The following is a 22,779-nucleotide window of genomic DNA, read 5'->3' on the forward strand; positions in this document are numbered from 1 at the left end:
ATTAAATGTAGCCGCGAAACGGCTGTACGCCCAGGAATACTGATCCAGCGCCGTCATACATACTTTCGTTAAGGAATGCGTGCTGGGTTACGACCATTGCATCGCGTAGATAGCGCTGCAGTGGGTGTCCGTCGTAGATTGCTAAGGTGCCAGCGAGCATGTAGGCTGTCTGCACGGCACTTGCACCTTCACGAGCAGCTTGTGCCGCTGCTAAACGCACCATGCTTGTTTGCTCAGCGGAGACACCGTCACCCTTTAGGATTGATTCCCAAGCAGCATCAGTGGCCTCGTAGAAGAAAGCACGCGCCGACCTTAGAGATGCTTCTGCCTTTGCAACGCCAACTCGCAAGTAAGCACGATCGGCCATCTTTGGTGCACCGGTGATGCTAGAACGGCCTGCCATCTGAGAAATTTCATCAAGCGCAGCACGGGCTATGCCAAGATTGACCACCGCCAGCACCTGTGCTGCATAAGCGATAGATGGATACTGGTAGATCGGCTCATCAATAGAAGGCACTCCGCCACGGACAAAGGTCCATTCGTCAGAGACGAAGGCGTCTTTCACCCGAAGGTCATGGCTACCCGTTCCGCGCATCCCAATCACTTCCCAGTTCTCGACGATTTCCACATCCTCAGGTCTCAGCACCGCAGTAAGCGGCTTACCGCCTTCCCCAGTGCCAATACCAACACCGAGAATGTCGGCACCCTTGCAGCCGCTCGCAAACTTCCAGAGACCGTTCACGCTCCAGCCTCCCTCGACCTTCTCTGCAGGCTGGACCGGAAATAAGCCGCCTGCGAAGGCCACGTCCGGTCCATTTGCGTAAACGCATGCGAGCGTTTCACGTGGAAGGGCCGCTAGGTAGATTGCAGCAGAACCGAAGCTCGCCACCCATCCGGCAGATCCGTCAGCCTCGGAGATGGTCTCGATCAGCTTGAGGAACTCCGTAGGAGAGGAGCCATCACCGCCAAAGCAACGCGGTGCGTGAGCACGATAGACGCCCAATTGTTTAAATTGCTCGATCATGTCCCGAGGCACATGTCGCTTCGCTTCAAATTCGTCTCGTCTGGCGCGGATTTCGGATAACACACGGTCAATCTGGTTTTGATTTTGCATTTTAACAGTCATGATTCATTCCTCCCCATTATTATCTATCGTTTCACCTAATGATTAATTGGTTTAATTCTATAGAACACCCTTATCTCATAAGCCTTCCGCCATTAATGTCAAAAGTTGCTCCGGTTGTAAATCCACCAGTATCAGAGGCTAAATAGGAAACTAAATCTGAAACTTCTCGCGGTTCTCCCACACGTCTAAGTGGAATGGTCTCTACCATTTGGGCTAATTTAGCTGGATCCATTTTATCCATCTCTGGTGTACGAATGGCAGCTGGAGCAACCGTATTAACAGTAATTCCATAAGGCGCTAACGATCTAGCAAAGACTTTACTTAACGCAATTTGTCCTGCCTTGGAAGCAGAATAATGGGCACCCGAAGTTAGTGGACCTGCCTGCCCTCCAATGGAAGACATATTGATTATTCGTCCCCATCCTCTCTCTTTCATTGCAGGAATAACAGCTTGTGAAAAAAAGAATGTGCTTTTTAAATTGACAGATAAGACTTGATCCCATTCTTCCTCATCGATCTCTTCTATTGGAGTTTCAAAACGGATTCCTGCATTATTTACTAAAATATCGATTCTACCCCACTCGTTTAAAACCTCGTTGACAGCACTTTTAATTCCGTTAATGTCAGATACATCCAATTGGATGAACATGACTTGCTTCTGTAATTCTTCCTGTTGAAACCGCTGTCTTGTTTGTTCAAGATTCGCCTTATTTCTGATCACAAAAACGACCTTTTTTCCTTCTTTTACGAAATTTTCGGCGACAGCTAAACCTAGACCTTTATTTGCTCCGGTAACTATTGCGACTCTTTGTTCATTCATTTGCATTAAATTTCTCCCCTTTTCAAAAAATTGAAAATTTTCTAGACCGCAAGAATCCTATACTTAGCAGCTATCTTTTACGCGATTCCGTATTCCTTCAAAAAGACGGAATAAAATTTACAATACAATTACGATATCCCCGTGTATTATAATCCGAATTTTGGCACGATATCAGATCAGCTGCTAAAGCGTTTTCATAGAGTAATTCTATTTATCTCTATAATAATAGTAGAATATTTGGAAAATTCTAACCACTGCATGTTAGGTTTGAATATCCTAAAAAATTTAGTATGATTAGTATCATTTTGAAAAAATCCCTTTAAAGAAAAAAGAAGCTGATTACCATATCATATGTGATAATCAACTTCTTTTTGTGTTTATGCGTTCTGGACTGTATCGGTATTCTTCCATTTCTATTTTTTCTACTTGTTTCGGGCGAATTGCAGCCCACCCAAGTCCTCCAGCGATTAGCAATATAAAGGCGCAAATCTGGAAGGAATAATGAAATCCTGCTGCTGCACTTGAAGAGTTTTCTACAAGGTAACCTGTAACATATGGACCAACGATGCCGCCTAATGAGGTAAACGCCATAAACCATCCTTGAATTTTTCCTTGATGTTTCTTAGGAGACAGTTCTATTAATATAGCTGGTCCAAGTACGATTGTAATAACTCCAAAGGTTAAACCGAGGGATAATAAAACAATGGCCAACCAGTTGGAACTTGCCATAGATCCCAAAAAGTAGCAGACCGCCCCAGCTAACAATACAGGACCAAGTACAAATACACGACCTTTTACGACACTTTTCGTTTTACGAAAAAGGCGGTCAGAAATGGTTGAGAATGTTAGTAGTGATATCGTGATGAGAATCCATGGCAAAGCTACAACGATTTGTAATGTCTCTGCACTTAGTTGAAGAACATTCTCCATATAGTTAGGAAGCCAGTTCAACCCCAACGTAAACGCCCAGTACGTAGCAAAGCCACATAAAGCAATTAGAATGAAATTTTTCGAAAGCAAGAAAGATGAGAATTTTGATGATTCTTGTTCGGGTGTCAATGGGTCAGAGTTGTCTTTTACCACTGAAGACTCTTCCTTTGAATCCGCCTTCCCTTTTACGACCCATAACCATACAGACATCCAGATAACTCCAACAACTCCGGTAGCTATAAAAGCTGAACGCCATCCATAATTTCCAATGAGATTCATTAAAATAGGAGCTGATATCGCTACTCCAAGAGGACTACCAATGGAAACGATTGAAAGACCAATTCCGCGTTTTTCCTTAGGCAGCCATTGGGATGCTGCCGTCACAGCTAAAGAATAGGATGGCCCTTCTCCCATCCCTAAAATGATTCGTGTAATTAGTAAAAAGGCGAAACTTGATACAAATATAGTGGAAAACTGAACAAGAGACCAAATCACGACCATACAGGCTATAACAATTCTTGTTCCAAATTTATCAGCGAGTGCTCCACCTAAGACTGCTGAAAGCGAGTATAATAGAAAAAATACACTGCCTACTATACCCCATTGCTCCGGCGTTAATTCTAATTCTTCCATGATCGGAACCGATGCAAATCCAATAATGGCCTTATCAACATTACTGATAGCTGTTAGTAAAAACAATAGTGCAATGACAATCCATGCCTTTTTTGACATTTTTGATTCTTTCATGTTCATTTGAGCCATAAATCGACCTCCAATAATATATAACATCAACATATTTAATTTTACTAAAATTTCCACTAATTTTAAAAATACTGATAATATTCAGAAAATATAGCCTGTGATTTTTTCATAAACGTAACCTTCCTATTATCATTATTCTTATTTTAAAACATGATCTAAGTTCTATGTTTCATTTATCGTAGGTTTCAAACTTTAGACTAAAAAGGAACGATCTGCGGAAATACGATAAGGTTGGGAAAAATTCTAGTATATGTAACGATAAAATACCCAGTCCCTTTAAAACAGTTGTAATTGAAATTTCCTTGGATATACCTTTCACGATAGAAGAGTTGATAAAAGCGTTAACTCCAACTGGCGGCGTATTTCCTACCCAGGCTCGTTATACGATTCGTAGAATGATAGAAAACCAGACTCTGATCTTACAAGCCTCACAATGGTAGGGAAAAAGATTGGTATAGACAGGATTGAGAAGCCCCATGTATCCATGTGGGGCTCCGCCAATTAGTCTTCTTATTTTTCAAGTAAGAAAAACGGTCTGCCAATTACAGCTTCTAAACGGAAATACTTATCCAATCCAGTTGCACGGAATGAATTGGTCATATCTGCAACGGTTTGTAAATCTGGAACATTATAAAGGAAACTTGCATGCCAACCAGCACTTCCAGCATGTCCAGCTGTTAAAATATCTCGGTCAATGGTGCCAAGTAACTCTGACCCATTCTCTCTCCATGAAGCAATAATTTCATTTAATACAGGTAGAATCTCATTTGTTTTCTCCTCACCCGTTGTGTTAAACCACCCTGTTGATTCAAAATAGAACATTACTCTAAGTGGTGATGGTACTTGTGGTGCATCGTGTTTAATTCCAGCCATTTTTATATTCCTCCCTTTTATCTCAGGTAATAATTCACTATTAATATCAATTGTTGATCCAGCGTAACTAAGTTGACTCAGAAGCTAAAGTTAAGACAAGTTTAAGACTACTCCTCTTCCATAGCCAACTAAACTTTTTATCACTTTTACCACTCTTAACAAGAATTTTTTACAAAATAGATTGTAAAACTCTTAGAGCATTTCCACCCACAATTTTCTCAATATCTTGTACCTTATAATTTTTCTTGATCAGCCATTTAATCATATTACTCATGGCTTCAGTTGGGTTCTCTAATCCTTTGACAAAAGGAGAACTGTCATAGTCTTGATTCCCATGTGACTCATGAAGCGATAACATCGAATCGAAAGCGTCTTGCAGGGCTACATGATCTCCAAAAAATGTATCCGGTCCTAAACCAACATGTTCAATCCCGACTAAATCTATTAGATACTCTAAATGCTCCATAACCGATTCAATGGTATGTTCATTGGGATTCTTAGAAGAAAGAGTGGTGTTTGGTGCAGCACAAACCCCGATAACCCCACCTTTTTCAGCACATGCGAGAAGAACTTCATCCCGTTTCATTCTTGGTGAATCCCATACTTTCCTCGCTCCAGCATGGGTAATCATGACAGGTGATTCACTTGCTTCAATAACATCTAGGCTTGTTTGATCACCGCAATGCGAGATATCGATAACCATTCCAAGAGTATTCATTCTTTCTACTACTTTTCTGCCAAACTTCGTTAATCCGCCGTCGAATTTTTCAGTTAAACCGGACCCTAAAGTATTGGCTTCATTATAGGTGATCCCCATGCAGCGAATCCCAAGGCCATATAGAACATCTACCCGATCGACTTCATTTTCTAAAATACTTGCAGCTTCCAATGATGGTAGAATGGCCACCCGTTTTGATACCTTCGCTTCCTGTAAGTCCTTAAATGTTTTAGCAAGAAAGACGGTATCTTGTTTGGCTATGTCACAATAACGTATCCCCAAGGTTAAGATGACATCGTTCCACTTTAGCCCATTTTGCGATGTGATAATGGAGATTCCATCCATAAAATTCTCAAATACAACATCAATGCCGGAGCGGGCTAAGCCCTCATAATCAAATTCTGTATGAAGCTGACGGCAATAAGGAATGATATCATCCGGAATTTTGGGAACTATAAATCCGTGGTCCCTTAGAGAAACGATCGGATAATATTTTTGAATCGTATTGAAAATACGTTCCTCCGATTCTGAAAGCTTCATCTCATAGGTATTTCGGTATCTTTCCGATTGAGGGAGAGGATACGGTTTATAGTGTTTGCCAGGTGTTAGATATTGAAATGAGCGGTATCCATCATAATGTTTTACTGTCATAATCATCCCCACACTTTGTGAATAGTTATTTCCTGCAGTTTGTTCATGTAACCGTTGCCTCCACTAGGTTCGGAGTGTCCACATTTGATTAGGTTTTAATAACTTTCCTTTTAAAAAGAAGAAATATAGATTTTTCACCTTATTAAACTAGTATTTCTTTTAATTTGATCATTTATTAAATTATTGATTGTTCGCCGCAGGAATAGAAATGCTACAAATTTTCCCTTTATAGAAAAGAAGCGGTTGTTTCTCTTCTTTTCTAGAGATTGCTTTCACTAAACCCGTTACGATCCAATGGTCGCCGCCTTCTAGTACTTCATGAACATCACAAACAAGTGTTGATAGATTTTCTTTTAATATCGGAACTCCATCTTCAGAAAGTTCGTATTGTGCATTGGCAAATTTATCGGTGCCTTTTTTCGCAAATGTCCAACAATCACTTTCCTGCTCCTCAGATAAAATATTTACGACAAACGGACGGCCGGTTTGGAACGCCGGTACACTATAGCTATTCTTATCAATGCAAACTAAAATTAAAGGCGGGTCCAGCGACAATGATGAAAAGGCATTTGCTGTTAGCCCAATATTTTCTCCATTTTCGCCTTTAACTGTGATGATCGTAACTCCTGTCGCAAATGTTCCCAATGTATTTCGAAATTCTCTTTGATCCATAAACCCATCCCCTTTTTTCTTATTCATACTCCTATAATGACGACAATCCAATCATTCACGCGAAAAATGAACTTTTTTGTATCCTGCCGATAATACATATTCTAGAATATTCCGAACATTCAAACTACAGCATAATCAGTCTAAATTTCTCGTTCTATTTAACACTATTAGTATAGTGTTTTTTATTGTAAGGTAACTTATCCTCTTAATCGTTCGTTAACTAGATAAAGTTTTTGTTTCAATTTGTTGACATATTTACCGTATTTTTATCTAGCAAAACAGGTTGCCCATTCCCTCTTTCCAACATTTTTATTAAATGATAAAGAAGACGATTATAAGGCATAGGAATTTGATTAAGCTCTCCTTTCTTCAACAAAGCACCATTCAAATATTCAATTTCGGTCGGTTGACCTCGTTGTATATCTTGATACATCGATGAAAGATGACTTCCAGACATAGAAGGATTGAGTGCAGCAATAATAGTTTCGGTAATATATTTTTTGTTCAGTTCTATCCCTTCTACTTCCGCAACCTTTATGATTTCATCTAAAATAGGATCTATGATTTCATAAAAATGGCAATAAGTCCCTATCACTCCAGCCGAACTTTTCGTTAACGTACAAAGCGGATTCATCACAGAATTAAAAGCCACCTTATTCCAAATACTTTTGATGATATTTTCAGAAATGATTGCATGAATGGCTGAATGATTGAATATCTGAATAATTCGTTCAGCCTCTTCTTTCTGTTGGCCAGTCACATCCATGATTTCGGTTTTTCCTGAACCAAACGCTTCAACCATTCCAGGTCCGCTCAATTTTGCTGAGTACGTCGTAACACCTACAAATAATTGTTCTTTGGATACATATTTTGTTAATACCTCTATATTTCCAAGTCCATTTTGTAGAGTGAGGACTTGGGTTCGTTCTGATATCAGATGCAAACAACTTTTCATCATGGATTCTGTCTTTGTTGATTTCGTAAGGATGATCAATAAGTCTACTTCCCCCGCACAATCTTTCGGAAGATGTGCTGGTATGTAGACTTGTTCCTTACCCTTTTCATTTATTACCATTAGTCCATTTTGTTGGATGGCCTCAACATGCTCCTCCCAATCATCGATTAGCTGTACATGATAATCATTTTTATAAAGTGCTGAACCCACACGACTTCCCATTGCTCCAGCACCTACAATCACAATGTTCATTTGGCCGTTCCTCCTTTTTACCAAACGATTTTTATGTATACAATCTTCCGTTTACTTTTTACTAGAAAAAAACAAAAAGAAGTAGTGGTTATCGACTGACATCCACTACCATATATTTTTCGAACGAAGCACTAGATCATGTTTCATGCGGCTACAAAGCTAATATTTTCGTCCAACGTATCAGGGTCGAGATAGGCTATTACACTGGAATCTATGTCTCTAGTTGTATTGTTTTTTAACATCTGTCAGATACCCTAGATGCTTCAGCAAATCCACAAATTTTCGAAGGGTTTCGACTTGATATTCATCGATATTTTTCCCTTCAAATGAATAAAAGCCTTTCCCTGTTTTCATCCCGATTTCGCCTGTATTCATTTTATTTTCAATAATCTCTGGAGGAGCAAATCGTTCTTCACCCATCGAATCTTTTAAATAGTGACTGGCATGGTAGAGCGTCTCGGCACCGCCCCAATCGATAAATTCTAAGAGTCCTAGAATAGCAAAACGGAGACCGAACCCTACCGTAGATGCCTTATCAATATCTTCAACGGTTGCGACTCCCTCTTCCACAAGACGAGATGCTTCATTCATGGCTAGCGCTTGAATTCTTGGTACAATAAAGCCTGGTGAAGGGGCACAAATTACAGGAACTTTCCCTATGCCTTCAAGTAAGCTGGTCATTTTTTGCAAGTATTCAGAACTAGTTGATTCCGATGGACTTACTTCTACTAACGGCATTAAATAAGCAGGATTCAACCAATGGGTATTCATAAATCGTTCTTTCCCTTGAATATATTCAACTAAATCATTGGCTGAAAAAGATGAAGTGGTAGAGGCAATGATTGTATTCTCTGACAGAATCTCACAGATCGAGGCAAATACGGTTTTTTTCACCTCTAAAATTTCTGGTACTGCTTCAAATAGTACATCTGAGTTTTGCCAGGAAAGATTGTGGTCTTTCATCGAACAGACTTCAACTTGACTTAAAATGGTCTCAACGGACTCTCTTGCAATTACATTTGTCGCGACTAGAATCTCTGATTGATTCCTTAATTCGTTATAAACCTGTTCTTTTAACTGGAGAAACTCTTCCCTTGTTCGTTCTTTAATATCAATCAACGTGACAGGATACCCTTGATTGGCGAAAGAAAGGGAGATTCCTCTCCCCATCCTTCCTGCCCCCGCTACCGCAATGGACCCATTAGTTAATTTCATATTGGATCACGCCTTTTTCCAAAATCTCTTTCACTTGCTCTACCGTTTTATGAGAAAGTCCTAAGTTCTCCATCGTTCTGCCTTTCTTGCGCAATTCTTCCCCTATCACACTGGATGCAATAGCCAATAGACCGGACGCAACTGGTACAGGAACCTTTAACCATTCACCTAAGGAAACAAGGAAAGCAAGTCCGCATGCCACATCTTCTCTCATATAGCGGTGATGATAGAGATTAAGAGGTTCATGCCAATCATGTCCATCTACGAGCTTCTCGTGTGCACCGTTTCCATACATCCACTCGTCTCCGTCATGATTATAGTGATCCTCGAGCGGAAAGTGAGGGGCCGTATATCCTAAGGCTTCACGAATGCTGATCCGTTCTGCATCAAGTGCTCGATGAACATTTCGAATTGCAGGCTGGGTGCCTTCATCATGAATATCCCATTTATCAAAATGTTCAATGGGTCCTGCATTCATTAAGATAAGTGGCGGGTGAATAATCGGTCCAGCATTCATCAAAGCTCCATCAAGAGCATCTTGATTCTCTTCAATCGCAGGAAAGGCTTCTTTTAAAATCCGAAAGGCATAGTCTGCTTGGTTACTAGGGAAGACCCCTGTTGGAAGCCTTGTCCCGCGTCCTGAAATTGAAACCGTTTCTTCATCGTGTTTTCTTGCTAAATAAGGCAGGGTTCCTGTTTCTGCAAACATCACATTTGCTTTACAGCCTTCCTCTACAAGAACCTTGGACATTAGGTAGCTGCCAAATGTTCCAGGTGGTAAGAAAATAACTTGGCCATCTTCTAAAATCGGTGCCAACTGTTTGGCAAGTGAGCTTTGCGTGACCGCGGGTAGAGGAATGACAATGAGCTGTACCCCTTGAATCGCCTCTTTCAGATTAGTCGTAGCATTCGCTAACGTAACCGTCCTATTTCCCTTAAAGTCTTTTACATTAATCGTTTTTGTTTCCAATACGATTTGAAAGGCTTCTTCATTTCGTCTCCATAGATTGACCTCATGACCTTGTTCCGTTAAATCTACTGCTGCCGCATAAGCCCCATTTCCTCCACCAAGAACCGCAATCTTCATTTAACTTCCTCCATTCATATTTTGATTATGAGTATTTTCTTTCTTACTTCGAGTATTGTTGGACTAATTCTTTGATTCGGTCTCGGTATTCTTCACCAGGTAACCCTTGTTTCTCAGCTTTCTTCACTGCTGCCTCTTGAACCGGCTCAATCTTATCATCCCAGCGTTTTGCTTCTTCCTCTGTTAAAGGTACGATTTTTAACCCTTCGGTATCAGAACTCCATTTAATGGACTCTGCTGTGTGTTCATCTAAGTATTGTCCTGTGAAGACGGTCATTTCTTTATTCAATTCATCTATCACTTGCTTAACATCATCAGGAAGACTTTCCCATTTATCTTTATTCATGACAGCTACAAAGGTATTAATCGTTAAAGGATAATCGGTTACATATTTAACGTATTCAGCTAGTTTTAAATCCTTTAATACTTCACGAGAGGAAACATTTCCATCTACTACCCCTGTTTGCAACGCTTCTGGTACTTCTGATTGCGCCATCCCCACTGGTGCAGCTCCTAGTGCTTCCATCACTGGCGTTAACGCACCTGAAATACGCAATTGAGTTCCAGAAAGTTCATCTAATTTTGAAATACTCTTCGTGCTTTGGATATAAGCAGGTTCTGTTGCAAAAGTGGTAATAATTTTAAAATCTTTCAAAGCTTCTGGTGGATACTCATTAATTAAATCTCCCATCACTTGGCTAGCTACTTCAGAATTCGGATAACCATTTGGTAAATCTGAAATTTCTAACAATGGAAAACGTCCAGGTTCATATGTGGTAGAGGTTAAACCGATATCCGCGGTTCCATTAGCCACTCCATCAAACATATTATCTGCTTCAAGTAACGTTCCACCAAAAAACATATCCACCTCTACTTTCCCATCGGTTCTCTTCTCCAATTCCTCTGCCCATTTTTTCATTTGAACAGCCGGAAATGTATTATCTGGTGCAAAAAAGGCATAAGATAGAGTAATCTTTTCGCCATCCCCGCCACCTGAAGAACTGCTTGAACTACATGCCCCTAAAAAGGCAACCATGGCTACACTTAGTGATATCAAGGCTAGTTTCATTCCAAACTTTCTTTTATACGTCATACCTTCATCTCCTCTTATTTATCTATGAAACTAAAACTCTTTTCCCCTTATCAATCATGCAGGTCAGACGATTCATCCTAAAGAATAAACGTCACGATTTGCGGGAATAGAATGAGCAAACCAATAAACACAAAATATGGAATAAGAAAATAGGATGTACCTCTAAAAATAGTCGTGATTGGTGTAGTAGGTGTTAACCCTTGGACGACAAATACATTTACTCCTACTGGTGGAGTGATCGCGCCGAGACTCGTTACGACACAAAGGACGATGGCAAACCAAATCGGATCGTATCCTAAAGCTAGCACTGTAGGATAGAATATCGGTAAGGCAATGGTTAAGAAGCCCATTGCATCCATAAGCGCTCCACCAATGATAAAGATGAAAAGAATGGCAAGGAGTATAACGACAGGAGGCACGGCCAATTCACTCACCCATTCCGCCACATCAAAAGGCATTCTCGTAATCGCTAAGAACCGTCCAAACACCATCGCCCCAACAATGAGCATCCATACCATAATCGATGAACGTAACGTACTTGCGATTGATTCCTTAAAGTTCTTCCACGTTAATTTACGCATAATAAGAGCAAGAACAATGGAACCAAAGGCACCAAAGGCAGCTGATTCTGTTGGTGTAAACCAACCTAAGAACAGACCGCCAATAACAAATACAAATAAAATGCCAATTGGAATGACTCCTTTTAATGAACGAATCCGTTCTTTCATATTCGTCTTTTCCCCAGCAGGGCCAAGATTCGGATCTTTCCAACAAATAAACACAATCGTCAAAATCAATAAAATGGTTAATAGAATTCCCGGAACAATACTCGTTAAAAATAAATCACGTACCGATTGCTCCATCTGTAACGCTAATACGATTAACACCGTACTAGGTGGGATAATAACGCCTAACGTTCCTCCTGTAGCGATACTACCAGTACTTAGGGCTTTATTATAGTTATATTTGTTCAATTCTGGTAACGCCATCGTTCCAATCGTAGCGGCTGTTGCAGAGTTAGAACCACTAATAGAACCAAAGACAGCACTCGCTAACATCGTAGTACTTGCCATCCCGCCTCTGTGATGACCTACCCATGTATAGGCCGAATAAAAGAGCTTTTCTGCAATTCCTGTTCGGTATACCACTTCACCCATTAAGATGAACAAAGGAATAACGCTTAAGGAATAACTCGTAAACTGACTCCATAAATCAGCACTTAGTACATTGTTGGCTGCCTTAGGAGAAGCTGCCAAGATTAACCCAACATACCCGACAATAAACATCGCAAAACTAATCGGCATGCGAAGAAACATCAACACAAACATAATGATAATTCCGATGATGGATAATAATATTGGATCCATTCTGTCACTCCTTCCAAATGAAGATCGTTTCTTTAATGATGGCAAGAACTATCCCAATGAATCCTAATGAACATAGTTGGACAATAGGATAAAATGGAATTCGCAAGGTTTCAGATACCACTCCGCTCCCCATCATATTCAACCCATGCTGGAATATAAGCCATCCAGCTACGAGAAAAAATAGGGCACTCACGATATTCACAAGGGTGTGAATGATCTTACTGACCATTTCGGGGAATTTGTTAATCAGCAGATCAATAAATACATGACTTTTATGCAATTGTGCATACCCAAGTGCAAAAATACCTGAAATCGCTCCAAGCCAAGTGGCTATCTCCACGGTTCCAGCAAAAGGATCTGAAAACATCCGTTTGATGGCATTAAAAACAATTAATAGCATTAATAAGACAACTGCTGCACCTGCAATCCATGCCAAAGCCTCATTCATCTTATCGATCATGGTAAAAAATAGATTGATAGATTTTGCTTTTGTCTTTTTAATGGTTTGATCATATACAGTCACTTTTGCCTGATCATTTATGACTGGAATTGATTGATCCCTATCCATTCTCACACCTCCATGTATATTGTTTTATGCTTTTTTATCTATAAGAGAAGGAAAGACGCTTATCACAATCCTTCCTTCTCAATTCAATATCTTCGATTTTCACCACTACTTGTGATCTCCTTATTTTTCCAACAAGGAAAATGGATGGCCAATGGACGCTTCTAATCGGAAATAGCGATCCTTCCTTTGACTTTTTATCAAAAAATTCAATCTAGTTTAGCAAGCTCTCCATTTCAGGTGTAGCAATGTTAGCTATTGCTACTGTATCCCCGGTGATGCCCTGATCTGCCTTGCGAAATGTTTCGTTAAGGCCAATGGCCCTAATTTCGATGCACAATAGTAGGCACCCGAAGTTAATGGCCCTGCTTGTCCTCTGAAGAGGAAATATTTATAATTCGGCCACTGTTTTGTTCTTTCATCATCTTCAACACATTTTGAGATTAGTAAAACGTTCCGCCAAGATTGACGGATAATAGATGATTCTAATCTTCTGTTGTAATGTCTTCGATCAATGTTTCTTTACGAACACCTATGTTAGTGACTAAAACATCAATTCTTCCCCATTTTTCTAAAATGATATGGATACAGTTTTTAATCGAATCCACATCAAAGACCTCTACGGTTAAAAATGAGTGGAGGATCAAGTGAGAGGGATGAAAAAGCATTTGCTGTTAGGCCTATTAGCTGTCCCTTACTTTGTGTGGTTATGACTGTCACACCTGTTGCAAATTGACTAAGCGTATTTCTAAAAAAAAGAGCATTGGATTGGCTAGGTGGTTTCTTGTATTATTCTGGGTTTTGCATTTCGGCATAGATTCCTAATTTCATATTCTTTCATCCTCCTAAAATTGAATTGATCTTTCTTTTTGTTCTAATTAATAGAATCTTTACAATCTTCTTTATTTTCAGTCCATGTTTGAATTATAGTTTAACCATTCTTCTTAATCAATTACCGATTCGGTTGGAATTTTTTGTTTTTACTACCTTATTCAGACTGTAAAATATGGGAACGGTTCTCAAATTCCCCTAATTATTACCAACTCACAAAACTTTGAGTATAGTTTTCTAATTTTTATTTTGTTAGAAGTAATTGAAAGAATTAGAACTTGGAAACGGATAAGTTAGGGCTGTTTATTCTTAGATCAAAATATGAGGAGGATTCAAATGTTTTTTACACAAAAAAGACGATTAAACTGCTTATTAATAAAAAAACGTAAGCCCGAACTATAAAAAATAAGCGCACCTTTCCGGTACGCATCACAAATAGCCGTATATCATGATTTTTTTAATCAAATATACGGCCTATATCATTTATTTGCTACATTCTGCCTGAATCATTTTTGACCATGGCATGTATTGATCTAAAATTTCAGGTTTTTGATGGATACCAAGATTCGGTAACCGCTGAACAACAGGCTCAGCTGAAACAAACTATCATCGACAATCTTCCTAATGAGGTTGGGTTTCCTGCAAAATTTAATCCAAGTGTGACCCCAATCAACATCGCTAACACAACGGATACGAACCCTAGTGTATTGCAACGCCTGATGATCGCGTTATCCTTTAATCACTCCAATCATAGTACAAAGCCATGTATTTGGTTATATTTCGATTATAAAAAACTCGAAAGAAATGGACGAACTCGAGTCATCTTTTATCGAGCGGTCAGTTGGAGATAACGATTCCACATTTTAAGCTGCTTCCAAGGATGCAGCCGTTTTTTATGTATGTGACCAGATTTAATACTATTATTTATCCAATAAGTTATTATTATTGTCTTTAATAGAATATCCATTTACCAAAAGTGCATTTCACCTTCGTGAAGAATGAGTCTCCCCATAAAACATCAATATCAGATGAAAATACAAATACATTCGCTTGCCGAGATGATTTTTTCCGGTAGTAAATACTTATTATCAGCTCGGTCTAAAAGGGAGACAACATAATAGCCACCAGAAAAACACTTCATTTACAACACCCCTTTTAGACTCGTTCTCAATAGCAATAACAACACCTAAGCGATCCTTCCTTATTAAAGAATCGCACCCTATAGTTTAAGTGCATTTTTTCACAAACTTCTTTATTAAGGTAAATCTGTTGTTAACTGTGCTTTCCACAATGAAGACATTTAAATAAATGTCCAAATATATTAGAAGTTAAGGCATTTTTAAAATCACCTGGCTCAAGATTACAGTTTGATGCTTCTAGCGTTAAATCACTTTGGAGTTCTTGCTCTAGGTGGCTAACTTCTTTCCAATTTACTATTCCTAGGTAGGCACAAAAAATCATTATAATGTTCAACCAGGCTATTTCTTGCCACGATAGAATTGTTGGAGTTCTTTAATTGTTCAATCTGACTTTTATCCGGTTGTCTCCAGCATTCGTTTGATTAGGGTTTCGGCTCTGTGTTGATCATTAGAAACAGAAAAATCAGTAATTGAATCACCGTCCTCTTCATAAAGTAGACATGATGAAAACGAAAACTTACCTCTACACCACAAGCATTTGTAACAAAGCTTTCACCGCTCTTACTACTAAGATACGAGGAGGAATTAAGGTGAATGAATCAGAATTATTGCTGCCTTTTACTTTTTATTTGCCCAACTCAAAACAATCTCATCCGTTTTATGGGATGCACAATAATCCGTATCACCAACCGCCACTACACTTATCAGAACTAGCATTTTTAACACCAGGAATACCCTTAGCACCATTTTACTCACCACGAACTGTTTCTGGTAATCTAACGGGTAATATGGGTGTTAGCGCTAATTCGGCTGACATCTTAGTTTTCGCTCCACATCCCGATGATGAGACTCTTGGCTGTGGGGGTGTAATAATGCATGCATTGACGGCAGGAAAGCGAGTTCATGTAGTATTCTTTACGAATGGGGATGGATACACGAAAGCTACTTCAATGCTTGTAAACAAGAACATTGATAATCTCTGTTCTTGGGACTACCTTGAATTGTCACGGGTACGCCAGTTAGAAGTGTTTGCTGCTACTAAGATACTGGGACTAAATCCTTCAAATATCACTTTTCTAGGGTACCCTGATGGTGCAGTAAACAAGGTATACCAGAGTAAAGACTCTAATTATGTCCAGTCGCCAACTACTCTTAAAAAAGAAACCTATGGACTTGTACAAATTGATTATCACAAGCTCGCATATGGCAAACCTGCTCCCTATCTAAAGAAATTCGCACTCTCTGATACGATGGATCTCATTCAGATCTTTCAGCCGAAAGACATCTATGTCCCTGAAGCAGCCGATCAGCACCTTGACCACATGGCAGTCAACTGGTTTGTTCGAGACGCAATTAAAGTGTTAGGGTATCAAGGTCGTGTTCATACCTATTTAATTCACAGTGGACCTGATTCCGAATGGCCATGGCCCCAAGGAATTACTCCACTAAATCCTTTTGCTTTTCATGAAGCACTAGATTTTAAAGGAGTTCCTATTCCTCGCTTTGTGCCTTGGCCTCCACCAGAAAGAGTGCCTCTGAATGAAGCTGTTGCACTTCAAAAGCTGAAGGCTATTCGTGCTTACCGTTCACAACTTGTAGATAGAGAATATCTTCAATCTTTTACAAAGAGCGAAGAAATTTTCTGGGACATAGAATCTCGTTAATTTGAGATCAATAAAACTGTTTGACCCGTTTTTTCCCCTCCTGCATAGTAATAGGTTACATCTATAGTTTAAGTACATTCCTTCACAATCTCCAACCATTTAACCTTAAATCTCAGTTATCTTTAGAAAAGATCCTCCACAAAAGAGACCGCTTAAGCGATCTCCATCTTTACCTCTTGCACCCAATAGCCACCCATACAGCAGAGCTACACCACAAAGAATGAAAATGGTTAAGAACTGTTAATACTTGAAACTTCTTTAATCCAGTCACGGCCTTCTCTTTTTTGACGAGGATTTTTTTGATGATAAGGATAATGATAGAACAATAGATGGTATTGATTCCGAAGACAAGGATGAAGGAGGGTATGATGGTGGATAATAAATCCCCTTTACACTTAATCGGCGACCCTCATCCTCACCCCCCATGCCTCGTTAGCAGAACAAGCAAAAAAACGGCCTAAGCAGCCTAACTGTTTCCGTGTTGGGAAAGATTTAGTTCTAAATTGAAACCTAGATGGCATACGATTTATGTACATTGCTATAGCAGTAAAAAGAGCAACGGTTTCACAAACCAATGCTCTTTTTATTATCAATTATTTTGTTACTGAATTGGCAATTTCCATTAATATTTTAGAAGTTACTTTGTCTGATATTCTTTTATCTACACTCAAAACATACTGGAATCCATTTTTTTCGAATACTAAGAGGTTAAATCCTCTTACAATTTTCGTAGCATAAACCGCTTTACTTCGGTCTTTTAGTTTTAAAGCTTGGTCAATATGTTCCTTTCTAATTGGTAAGCCATACTTAACTGGGTGAACCCGAATCATATAATGATTTTTCGGTTGACCCATGTGAAGATACTCAATTTCGAAACTATGGTTTACTTCGCCACCTAATTTATTACATCTGCCGAAACTGTGAGAAAAGGGAACTGGAGGTAATTGTATGGGTAGTCCAATATTCTCCATAAAATGTTTATTGCATTCCTTAAGTGCCTCGTGGATCTCTTTATAGCCGATTTCAAAATACGTTTTTTGGAATTCTTCGCTTGTGTAGTTAGCTTTAGCAACAAACGAAAAGGATAAGGTCAAAACAATACTCATTAAGGATATTATTAAATTCTTGATAATTTCCACGCCCTTGATTTTTTTAGAAATCAACCTAGACGTATTATCCGCAATTATTACCCAAAATATAACAATTCCTAAATACCTAATCTAAAAGGTTTTAACTATTAAAATAGGTGCCATTCTAAAGCCCAATATGTATTCCTTGTTAAACTAAACTCCCTTGCCTTTTTTTCATTCTAGGAAAATTTATTTTCATAGTAGTTTAAGTGAGACCCTTCACAAGCTTTTTGAAATAAAGAGTTAAAAGGGACGATTTATGTCTTTACGGTACCACTCAGCAAAAATTTGAGCAATAATAACCACATATACAATTTCCTGTACCGTCTTCATTAGTATTCCTCCGAGCTTTTGATCCTGGAGGGAACCTAATGGATTAAATATTTTCAACAGCTCTGGCCCGACGGAACCAAGCCTCGACAATGATGACGGTGTTGCGCATAAAGCCAATGCATTGATCCATGTCTCAGGGTTAGAATAAGTCTGATATAATGGTATGTCTGCAAAAATAATTAACGCACAAGCTGGTAACATTAGTACGCCATTTGCAAACATATACCCTGTCTTAAGAATCCCTGACATTGTTTTGGATCCATTTATATTATTTAGAACTGGCCAAAACATGAAAATGGCAAGAAAAAATAATAGTGAATGCATGAGAGCATGATAGAAGTTATTCGTTTTTGAAAAATCTAGTATTATCGGGATATGGTAGAATGAAAATAAAACATTGAACAAAAGCATAGCAATCAAAGGTTTAGTGATGAAAAGAAACAAAGGCTTTATCAACTTAATATCTAACACAGTTCTCCATATCCAATCTGGTATCCCTTTAATAAAAAGAATTGGCATAATTAACAAGAGAAAAGCCATTTGAACCATGTGAATCGTCAGCATCATGTGGCTCATTAAATCAATTGGCGACCCTTTAATCAGATACAATAGGAGAATAAATCCTGTGAAATTGGCTGCCTGTTTTTTTGTAAGAGGCTCACTCTGTTTAAAACAATTCCTATATTTCACTGATATTAAGTAATAAAGTAACAATATCAAGAATAAATTCAAGGCAAAAAATGGGCTCCATAGTGAGCGAAAGTCAAATAAATAAAATATTGCCATACTTCAGTCCCTCCTATTCCTATGATAATAGAAAGTCCAAAGATTAAATCATCCATTTCCATGCTATTTCAGCCATCCAATTTTCCTATCAATATTTTTTGTTTGGTTAAGTATTTATGCTTTCTAAATGATCTAGAAAGAACCAAACACTTTTAGACAGACGTTCTGCTGGACGTGTCATGACATTGGTTGTTACTGAGTATGAATCGTATCCATCCCAATACTTTAACTTGCCACAAGAAACTTCCAACTCTACGGTTGACTTTAATATGACTCCATATCCCATACCCTCCATAACAAAATGCTTTACAGCTTCTGTTGAAAAGATGCTCTTTGTTTGATTTCCTATTTGCTCATTTATTTCAATGGGGATGTCTGAAGGAACAAATATAGTATTTGAATCAATAGTAAATGGAGGTTGTATCCCTATTAATTGATCATCGGTTATTTTCCTTACACGTAAAGAAAAATGATCCTCAGGCGGTGTTAATGTTATACCAATGTCAACATTCCCCAATCGAACTAAACTCTCTATATCATGATCTGCCCTAATTTCTAAGTCAACAGTGATATTTGAATGTTTTTCATTGAAGGAAAGTATGATTTTTGGTAATAAATATGTACCAATAACCTGCGAAACTCCTACCACTATTTTCCCGCGACTTCCTTGACGAAACTCTTCCATTGACCGATATATTTGCTCTTCTAGAGAGAGTATTGATTCGGCAAATTCCATTAAGGTGAGGCCCGCGTCTGTTGCAGATATATTTCTTCCAACGATTGTATACAAGGGTACACCTACATCTTGTTCCAACCGTTTAAGCATCATTGAAATCGCTGGTTGACTAACATGAATTTCTTTTGCAACCTGACTTATACTTCCTGTCATTATTACTCTCTTGAATAGGGACAAATGGTTTGTATTCATGGTTCCACATCCATAACATTTTTATTATGATTATATAAGGATAATTATATTTGTATTATATATTAAATACTGTAAAAATAAAGAATATAAAACCACTGATATATCGTAAAGGAGAATCAACCATGAACATAAAAGAAATAAAAGAACAATTTCCTATTTTAAATCAACATGTTAATGGTCACCCCTTAGTCTATTTAGATAGTTCTGCCACCTCCCAAAAACCAAAAGCGGTAATAGATGCATTAGACTCCTATTATAAAAACTACAATTCTAATGTACATAGAGGAGTTCATACTTTAGGAACAAAAGCTACAGATGCTTACGAAGGTGCAAGAGAGAAGGTTAAAAATTTTATAAATGCAAAGGAAACGGCAGAAATCATTTTTACAAAAGGAACAACGGCCTCTTTAAACTTGGTTGCTCAGTGTTATGTAAGGGAGTTTTTAAAAGAGGGGGATGAAATCTTAATTACTCCAATGGAGCACCACAGTAATCTTATTCCTTGGCAGCAAGCAGCTAAAAAAACAGGAGCAATTCTCAAGTACATCCCATTTTCCTTTAACATTCAATTACAGTAAAAATTTCTTTACGAAAACTTTAACTTATATCATCATCTTCCAAATATACTTCTAAGTGGAGAAAAGGAATTATGTTGTCTTTTAACGTCTGAATCTGTCATTTGAATGTATTTTCGAACCATTGACATATCACTATGCCCCAATATCTTTTGCAAAGAAAATGGATCACCACCATTCATAATATAGAATAATGCACCTGTATGCCTAAAAGTATGGGGGGACACTCTCTTATTAGATATTCCGGCCATTTCACCTAATTCTGTTAGCCTTCTTCTCCATGTATTACTAAGAATTTCTCTACCATCATACGAAACAAATAGGTATTCACTACCGAAGTCGTCCGACTCGCTCATATATTCTTCAAGAAGCTTTATTGTCTTTGTTGAGATTGGTACGCTTCTGCTACGCTTTGTCTTCGTTTCATGAGGTTCCAGTTTGATATACCCACTCTTTAAGTCCACGTTACTTCTCCTCATATTAAGAAGTTCTGATATTCTAACCATTGTATCTAATAATACATAGATCATCACTTTATCACGAAATCCTACGAACCTTGAATCATCAATCTGATTCAGTAACTCTTTTATTTCAGCTGGTGTAAAAGATTGGATTTCATCTTCTGGGGTTTTAATAGGCTTGAATTTTTCGTGAATAGGTATTTCAATCCATCCTTCTTGAAAACAGTGTCGTAAGAAAGCTCGATTTGTTCTAATACGTACATTAACAGTAGTTGGCTTTAAACCCTGATCATTAAGCATATATCCAATATAATTTCGAAACAATTCCACAGTAACTTCTTCATTAGGAACATCTCCTCCTAAGTAATCATTGAGATAATAAAAATGTTCATAATAGCCTTGGATTGTAGGCTTTGCCAAACCCTCAGTTTGTTTGAAGACCATAAATCTCTCAAACATTTCAAATAGAGTCATCTTTTGTTCACTTTGTTTAAACCGTTTAATATTCTGAGCACTTCTTGAACCTTTCCGCTGAGATTTTCTAACAGATTGCATAAAAAAATCCACCTCTCATTTCAGAATTTGGTGGATTTGACACACTAGTACACACAAAATCAGTCGCACTAGTACTATGTAAATTTTAGAAAAAATACTGGTGACTTTTCACTCTTGAATCATAGGTTCAACTGTTGAAAAAATACTTACAAAAACAGCTTAAACCCTTGATATGATTGAGTTTGATTGGCGGGACTGCGTGGGAATCGAACCCACCAGACCTGGCACGCAGGTCTCAAGCAGTTTTGAAGACTGTGGAGGACACCAGTACCCCATTCAGCCCCAGATAATGTTGATACAATAGCGTTTGAAAGGTCTACCCATGCAGTTTCGACTGTAAAACCCACACAGTCTTGTCCGTGACCTTCGAGTACAATATTAATATAATTTGTTGCATTGGTCAATGTCCGTTCTGTGAATATAAAAAACCTCCGTGAAGTGACTTGGTAATCACTCCAACGGAGTCTGGTTTTAGCTGTGACCTTTACTTCTTTGCTCTGAATAATGTCCTTAATGTTTCGTCTTTCGTTGAAGCTGTTCGATTGAATATGTCTGGATTCACAACGAATTTGACAGTACGTCCAATCTTAATTTGACCAACACATAATTGACCGTCCACCTTCAACCGACTCAATGTCTTACTTAGCTGGTCAGTGGAGACTTCAAGAATTGAAGCGAGTTCTTCCTTGTTCAAATATTCTAGGCTGTCTATGTTCTTCTCATTAGGATTCTTAACCAGTACGTTACGAGTGATATGGACGTGTGCTTGGATTTTATACAAATGACCTATGTCCGTGATTTTATGCTCTTTGTGAAGTTTTCTGACCGTTGTTGACATGACCTTGACCAACTCCTTATTTTTAGAATTACCTTTGAAATGAAACCTTGAATTGACTTTGAAAAGTCCATTGTCTTCAATCAGTATTCCTTCTTCTACAGATACCGTCATGAAGCGGTAAACAGCTTTTCTGTTAGCTTTGAGAGTCACCTCAATGTCTTTTCGAGTCATTGGGGTTTTATCCTTGTTTGCGTTCCTCAATGTCCCTTCATAGTCAATGTAAGTGATTAAAACTAACAAGTAACCACATTGAGTTGTATTCAAGCTAGAAATGACTTCGTGAACATTACCCATTTGACTGAAGGTAAAGCCCTTTGACCTTGTTAATTTACCGAAAGCTTCAATTTGATTAATGGATTGAATCTTTAAGATTTGTTTAGTCGAGTCAACTTCACCGTAGATTTGACCAGACTCTTTTCCGACAATCAATTTATCTTCATTCATTGTTGTGTC

22 protein-coding genes, 1 tRNA gene and 2 pseudogenes are annotated in these 22,779 nt (G+C 38.4%); 4 read left to right on the forward strand and 21 right to left on the reverse strand.

Annotation, left to right across the window (positions count from 1 at the left end):
* Window position 1 precedes the first annotated feature (1 nt).
* The 3 genes from QFZ28_RS19690 to QFZ28_RS19700 form a co-directional block, all read right to left on the reverse strand.
* Window positions 2-1,126: an acyl-CoA dehydrogenase family protein gene (locus tag QFZ28_RS19690; protein WP_179600562.1), complete on the reverse strand. Its 1,125-nt coding sequence runs from the start codon at window positions 1,124-1,126 to the stop codon at window positions 2-4.
* Window positions 1,127-1,196: 70 nt separating this feature from the next.
* Window positions 1,197-1,952, reverse strand: a complete 756-nt coding sequence (locus QFZ28_RS19695) for an SDR family NAD(P)-dependent oxidoreductase (RefSeq protein ID WP_307196220.1) — start codon at window positions 1,950-1,952, stop codon at window positions 1,197-1,199.
* A gap of 354 nt (window positions 1,953-2,306) precedes the next feature.
* The gene (locus QFZ28_RS19700) at window positions 2,307-3,638 is read right to left on the reverse strand and encodes an MFS transporter (protein ID WP_307196221.1); all 1,332 of its coding nucleotides are present in this window, start codon (window positions 3,636-3,638) and stop codon (window positions 2,307-2,309) included.
* Window positions 3,639-3,940: 302 nt separating this feature from the next.
* Between QFZ28_RS19700 and QFZ28_RS19705 the strand changes: the two genes are divergently transcribed.
* Window positions 3,941-4,078 (forward strand): hypothetical protein, encoded by a 138-nt coding sequence (locus QFZ28_RS19705; protein ID WP_307196222.1) that lies wholly within the window; start codon window positions 3,941-3,943, stop codon window positions 4,076-4,078.
* 70 nt (window positions 4,079-4,148) lie between these two features.
* Here QFZ28_RS19705 and QFZ28_RS19710 read toward each other — a convergent pair whose 3' ends face one another.
* The 11 genes and pseudogenes from QFZ28_RS19710 to QFZ28_RS29865 all read right to left on the reverse strand — a co-directional run.
* Complete coding sequence (locus QFZ28_RS19710; protein ID WP_307196223.1) at window positions 4,149-4,511, reverse strand: hypothetical protein; 363 nt, start codon at window positions 4,509-4,511, stop codon at window positions 4,149-4,151.
* Window positions 4,512-4,680: 169 nt separating this feature from the next.
* Window positions 4,681-5,886: a dipeptidase gene (locus QFZ28_RS19715; protein WP_307196224.1), complete on the reverse strand. Its 1,206-nt coding sequence runs from the start codon at window positions 5,884-5,886 to the stop codon at window positions 4,681-4,683.
* Window positions 5,887-6,060: 174 nt separating this feature from the next.
* The gene (locus tag QFZ28_RS19720; protein WP_307196225.1) at window positions 6,061-6,552 is read right to left on the reverse strand and encodes a flavin reductase family protein; all 492 of its coding nucleotides are present in this window, start codon (window positions 6,550-6,552) and stop codon (window positions 6,061-6,063) included.
* Between the two features lie 238 nt (window positions 6,553-6,790).
* On the reverse strand, window positions 6,791-7,759 hold the full coding sequence (locus QFZ28_RS19725; protein ID WP_307196226.1) for a ketopantoate reductase family protein: 969 nt from the start codon (window positions 7,757-7,759) through the stop codon (window positions 6,791-6,793).
* A 219-nt stretch (window positions 7,760-7,978) separates the two neighbouring features.
* The gene (locus tag QFZ28_RS19730) at window positions 7,979-8,974 is read right to left on the reverse strand and encodes a 3-hydroxybutyryl-CoA dehydrogenase (RefSeq protein WP_307196227.1); all 996 of its coding nucleotides are present in this window, start codon (window positions 8,972-8,974) and stop codon (window positions 7,979-7,981) included.
* Window positions 8,961-10,061: an NAD/NADP octopine/nopaline dehydrogenase family protein gene (locus QFZ28_RS19735; RefSeq protein ID WP_307196228.1), complete on the reverse strand. Its 1,101-nt coding sequence runs from the start codon at window positions 10,059-10,061 to the stop codon at window positions 8,961-8,963. Before QFZ28_RS19735 ends, QFZ28_RS19730 begins: the two co-directional genes overlap by 14 nt.
* A 43-nt stretch (window positions 10,062-10,104) precedes the next feature.
* Window positions 10,105-11,154 (reverse strand): TRAP transporter substrate-binding protein, encoded by a 1,050-nt coding sequence (locus QFZ28_RS19740; protein ID WP_257029299.1) that lies wholly within the window; start codon window positions 11,152-11,154, stop codon window positions 10,105-10,107.
* A gap of 77 nt (window positions 11,155-11,231) precedes the next feature.
* Window positions 11,232-12,521, reverse strand: coding sequence for a TRAP transporter large permease (locus QFZ28_RS19745; RefSeq protein ID WP_179600581.1), 1,290 nt, complete (start codon window positions 12,519-12,521; stop codon window positions 11,232-11,234).
* A 4-nt stretch (window positions 12,522-12,525) separates the two neighbouring features.
* Window positions 12,526-13,089 carry a TRAP transporter small permease gene (locus QFZ28_RS19750; RefSeq protein WP_307196229.1) on the reverse strand — a complete coding sequence of 188 codons (564 nt, stop codon included), beginning with the start codon at window positions 13,087-13,089 and terminating at the stop codon, window positions 12,526-12,528.
* Window positions 13,090-13,571: 482 nt separating this feature from the next.
* Window positions 13,572-13,754 (reverse strand): hypothetical protein, encoded by a 183-nt coding sequence (locus QFZ28_RS19755; RefSeq protein ID WP_307197110.1) that lies wholly within the window; start codon window positions 13,752-13,754, stop codon window positions 13,572-13,574.
* Window positions 13,717-13,806, reverse strand: a pseudogene (locus QFZ28_RS29865) (flavin reductase family protein); the annotation flags it as partial. The pseudogene QFZ28_RS29865 and the gene QFZ28_RS19755, both read right to left, overlap by 38 nt.
* Window positions 13,807-14,435: 629 nt before the next feature.
* Between QFZ28_RS29865 and QFZ28_RS19760 the strand changes: the two are divergent.
* A complete protein-coding gene (locus QFZ28_RS19760) occupies window positions 14,436-14,768 on the forward strand; it encodes a hypothetical protein (protein ID WP_307196230.1) in 333 nt (110 codons plus the stop codon).
* A gap of 421 nt (window positions 14,769-15,189) precedes the next feature.
* Here QFZ28_RS19760 and QFZ28_RS29870 read toward each other — a convergent pair whose 3' ends face one another.
* A complete protein-coding gene (locus QFZ28_RS29870) occupies window positions 15,190-15,417 on the reverse strand; it encodes a CbrC family protein (protein WP_373428152.1) in 228 nt (75 codons plus the stop codon).
* 229 nt (window positions 15,418-15,646) lie between these two features.
* Between QFZ28_RS29870 and QFZ28_RS19765 the strand changes: the two genes are divergently transcribed.
* Window positions 15,647-16,720, forward strand: a complete 1,074-nt coding sequence (locus QFZ28_RS19765; RefSeq protein WP_307196231.1) for a PIG-L deacetylase family protein — start codon at window positions 15,647-15,649, stop codon at window positions 16,718-16,720.
* A gap of 593 nt (window positions 16,721-17,313) precedes the next feature.
* Here the strand turns inward: QFZ28_RS19765 and QFZ28_RS19770 are convergent.
* The 3 genes from QFZ28_RS19770 to QFZ28_RS19780 form a co-directional block, all read right to left on the reverse strand.
* Window positions 17,314-17,883, reverse strand: coding sequence for a hypothetical protein (locus tag QFZ28_RS19770; RefSeq protein WP_307196232.1), 570 nt, complete (start codon window positions 17,881-17,883; stop codon window positions 17,314-17,316).
* A 210-nt stretch (window positions 17,884-18,093) separates the two neighbouring features.
* Window positions 18,094-18,969, reverse strand: a complete 876-nt coding sequence (gene ctaG / locus QFZ28_RS19775; protein WP_307196233.1) for a cytochrome c oxidase assembly factor CtaG — start codon at window positions 18,967-18,969, stop codon at window positions 18,094-18,096.
* A gap of 106 nt (window positions 18,970-19,075) precedes the next feature.
* Window positions 19,076-19,897: a LysR family transcriptional regulator gene (locus QFZ28_RS19780; protein ID WP_307196234.1), complete on the reverse strand. Its 822-nt coding sequence runs from the start codon at window positions 19,895-19,897 to the stop codon at window positions 19,076-19,078.
* 122 nt (window positions 19,898-20,019) lie between these two features.
* Between QFZ28_RS19780 and QFZ28_RS19785 the strand changes: the two are divergent.
* Window positions 20,020-20,448, forward strand: a pseudogene (locus QFZ28_RS19785) (aminotransferase class V-fold PLP-dependent enzyme); the annotation flags it as partial.
* Window positions 20,449-20,507: 59 nt separating this feature from the next.
* On the opposite strand, the gene QFZ28_RS19790 reads toward QFZ28_RS19785, so the two are convergent.
* From QFZ28_RS19790 to QFZ28_RS19800, 3 genes are all read right to left on the reverse strand, one after another.
* Window positions 20,508-21,488: a tyrosine-type recombinase/integrase gene (locus tag QFZ28_RS19790; RefSeq protein WP_307196235.1), complete on the reverse strand. Its 981-nt coding sequence runs from the start codon at window positions 21,486-21,488 to the stop codon at window positions 20,508-20,510.
* A gap of 187 nt (window positions 21,489-21,675) precedes the next feature.
* A tRNA-Sec gene (locus QFZ28_RS19795) sits at window positions 21,676-21,772 on the reverse strand.
* 200 nt (window positions 21,773-21,972) lie between these two features.
* Window positions 21,973-22,770, reverse strand: a complete 798-nt coding sequence (locus QFZ28_RS19800; protein ID WP_307196236.1) for a hypothetical protein — start codon at window positions 22,768-22,770, stop codon at window positions 21,973-21,975.
* Window positions 22,771-22,779: the final 9 nt, after the last annotated feature.

This window comes from Neobacillus niacini (assembly GCF_030817695.1).
GTDB classification, from domain to species: domain Bacteria; phylum Bacillota; class Bacilli; order Bacillales; family Cytobacillaceae; genus Neobacillus; species Neobacillus niacini_F.

What these genes read in the sequence shown, in the direction of transcription:
- QFZ28_RS19690 (WP_179600562.1), bottom strand. Translation starts at nt 1,126, where the DNA reads ATGACTGTTAAAATGCAAAATCAAAACCAGATTGACCGTGTGTTATCC.
- QFZ28_RS19695 (WP_307196220.1), bottom strand. Translation starts at nt 1,952, where the DNA reads ATGCAAATGAATGAACAAAGAGTCGCAATAGTTACCGGAGCAAATAAA.
- QFZ28_RS19700 (WP_307196221.1), bottom strand. Translation starts at nt 3,638, where the DNA reads ATGGCTCAAATGAACATGAAAGAATCAAAAATGTCAAAAAAGGCATGG.
- QFZ28_RS19710 (WP_307196223.1), bottom strand. Translation starts at nt 4,511, where the DNA reads ATGGCTGGAATTAAACACGATGCACCACAAGTACCATCACCACTTAGA.
- QFZ28_RS19715 (WP_307196224.1), bottom strand. Translation starts at nt 5,886, where the DNA reads ATGATTATGACAGTAAAACATTATGATGGATACCGCTCATTTCAATAT.
- QFZ28_RS19720 (WP_307196225.1), bottom strand. Translation starts at nt 6,552, where the DNA reads ATGGATCAAAGAGAATTTCGAAATACATTGGGAACATTTGCGACAGGA.
- QFZ28_RS19725 (WP_307196226.1), bottom strand. Translation starts at nt 7,759, where the DNA reads ATGAACATTGTGATTGTAGGTGCTGGAGCAATGGGAAGTCGTGTGGGT.
- QFZ28_RS19730 (WP_307196227.1), bottom strand. Translation starts at nt 8,974, where the DNA reads ATGAAATTAACTAATGGGTCCATTGCGGTAGCGGGGGCAGGAAGGATG.
- QFZ28_RS19735 (WP_307196228.1), bottom strand. Translation starts at nt 10,061, where the DNA reads ATGAAGATTGCGGTTCTTGGTGGAGGAAATGGGGCTTATGCGGCAGCA.
- QFZ28_RS19740 (WP_257029299.1), bottom strand. Translation starts at nt 11,154, where the DNA reads ATGACGTATAAAAGAAAGTTTGGAATGAAACTAGCCTTGATATCACTA.
- QFZ28_RS19745 (WP_179600581.1), bottom strand. Translation starts at nt 12,521, where the DNA reads ATGGATCCAATATTATTATCCATCATCGGAATTATCATTATGTTTGTG.
- QFZ28_RS19750 (WP_307196229.1), bottom strand. Translation starts at nt 13,089, where the DNA reads ATGGATAGGGATCAATCAATTCCAGTCATAAATGATCAGGCAAAAGTG.
- QFZ28_RS19755 (WP_307197110.1), bottom strand. Translation starts at nt 13,754, where the DNA reads ATGCTTTTTCATCCCTCTCACTTGATCCTCCACTCATTTTTAACCGTA.
- QFZ28_RS19760 (WP_307196230.1), top strand. Translation starts at nt 14,436, where the DNA reads ATGGCATGTATTGATCTAAAATTTCAGGTTTTTGATGGATACCAAGAT.
- ctaG (WP_307196233.1), bottom strand. Translation starts at nt 18,969, where the DNA reads ATGGCAATATTTTATTTATTTGACTTTCGCTCACTATGGAGCCCATTT.
- QFZ28_RS19780 (WP_307196234.1), bottom strand. Translation starts at nt 19,897, where the DNA reads ATGAATACAAACCATTTGTCCCTATTCAAGAGAGTAATAATGACAGGA.
- QFZ28_RS19790 (WP_307196235.1), bottom strand. Translation starts at nt 21,488, where the DNA reads ATGCAATCTGTTAGAAAATCTCAGCGGAAAGGTTCAAGAAGTGCTCAG.
- QFZ28_RS19800 (WP_307196236.1), bottom strand. Translation starts at nt 22,770, where the DNA reads ATGAATGAAGATAAATTGATTGTCGGAAAAGAGTCTGGTCAAATCTAC.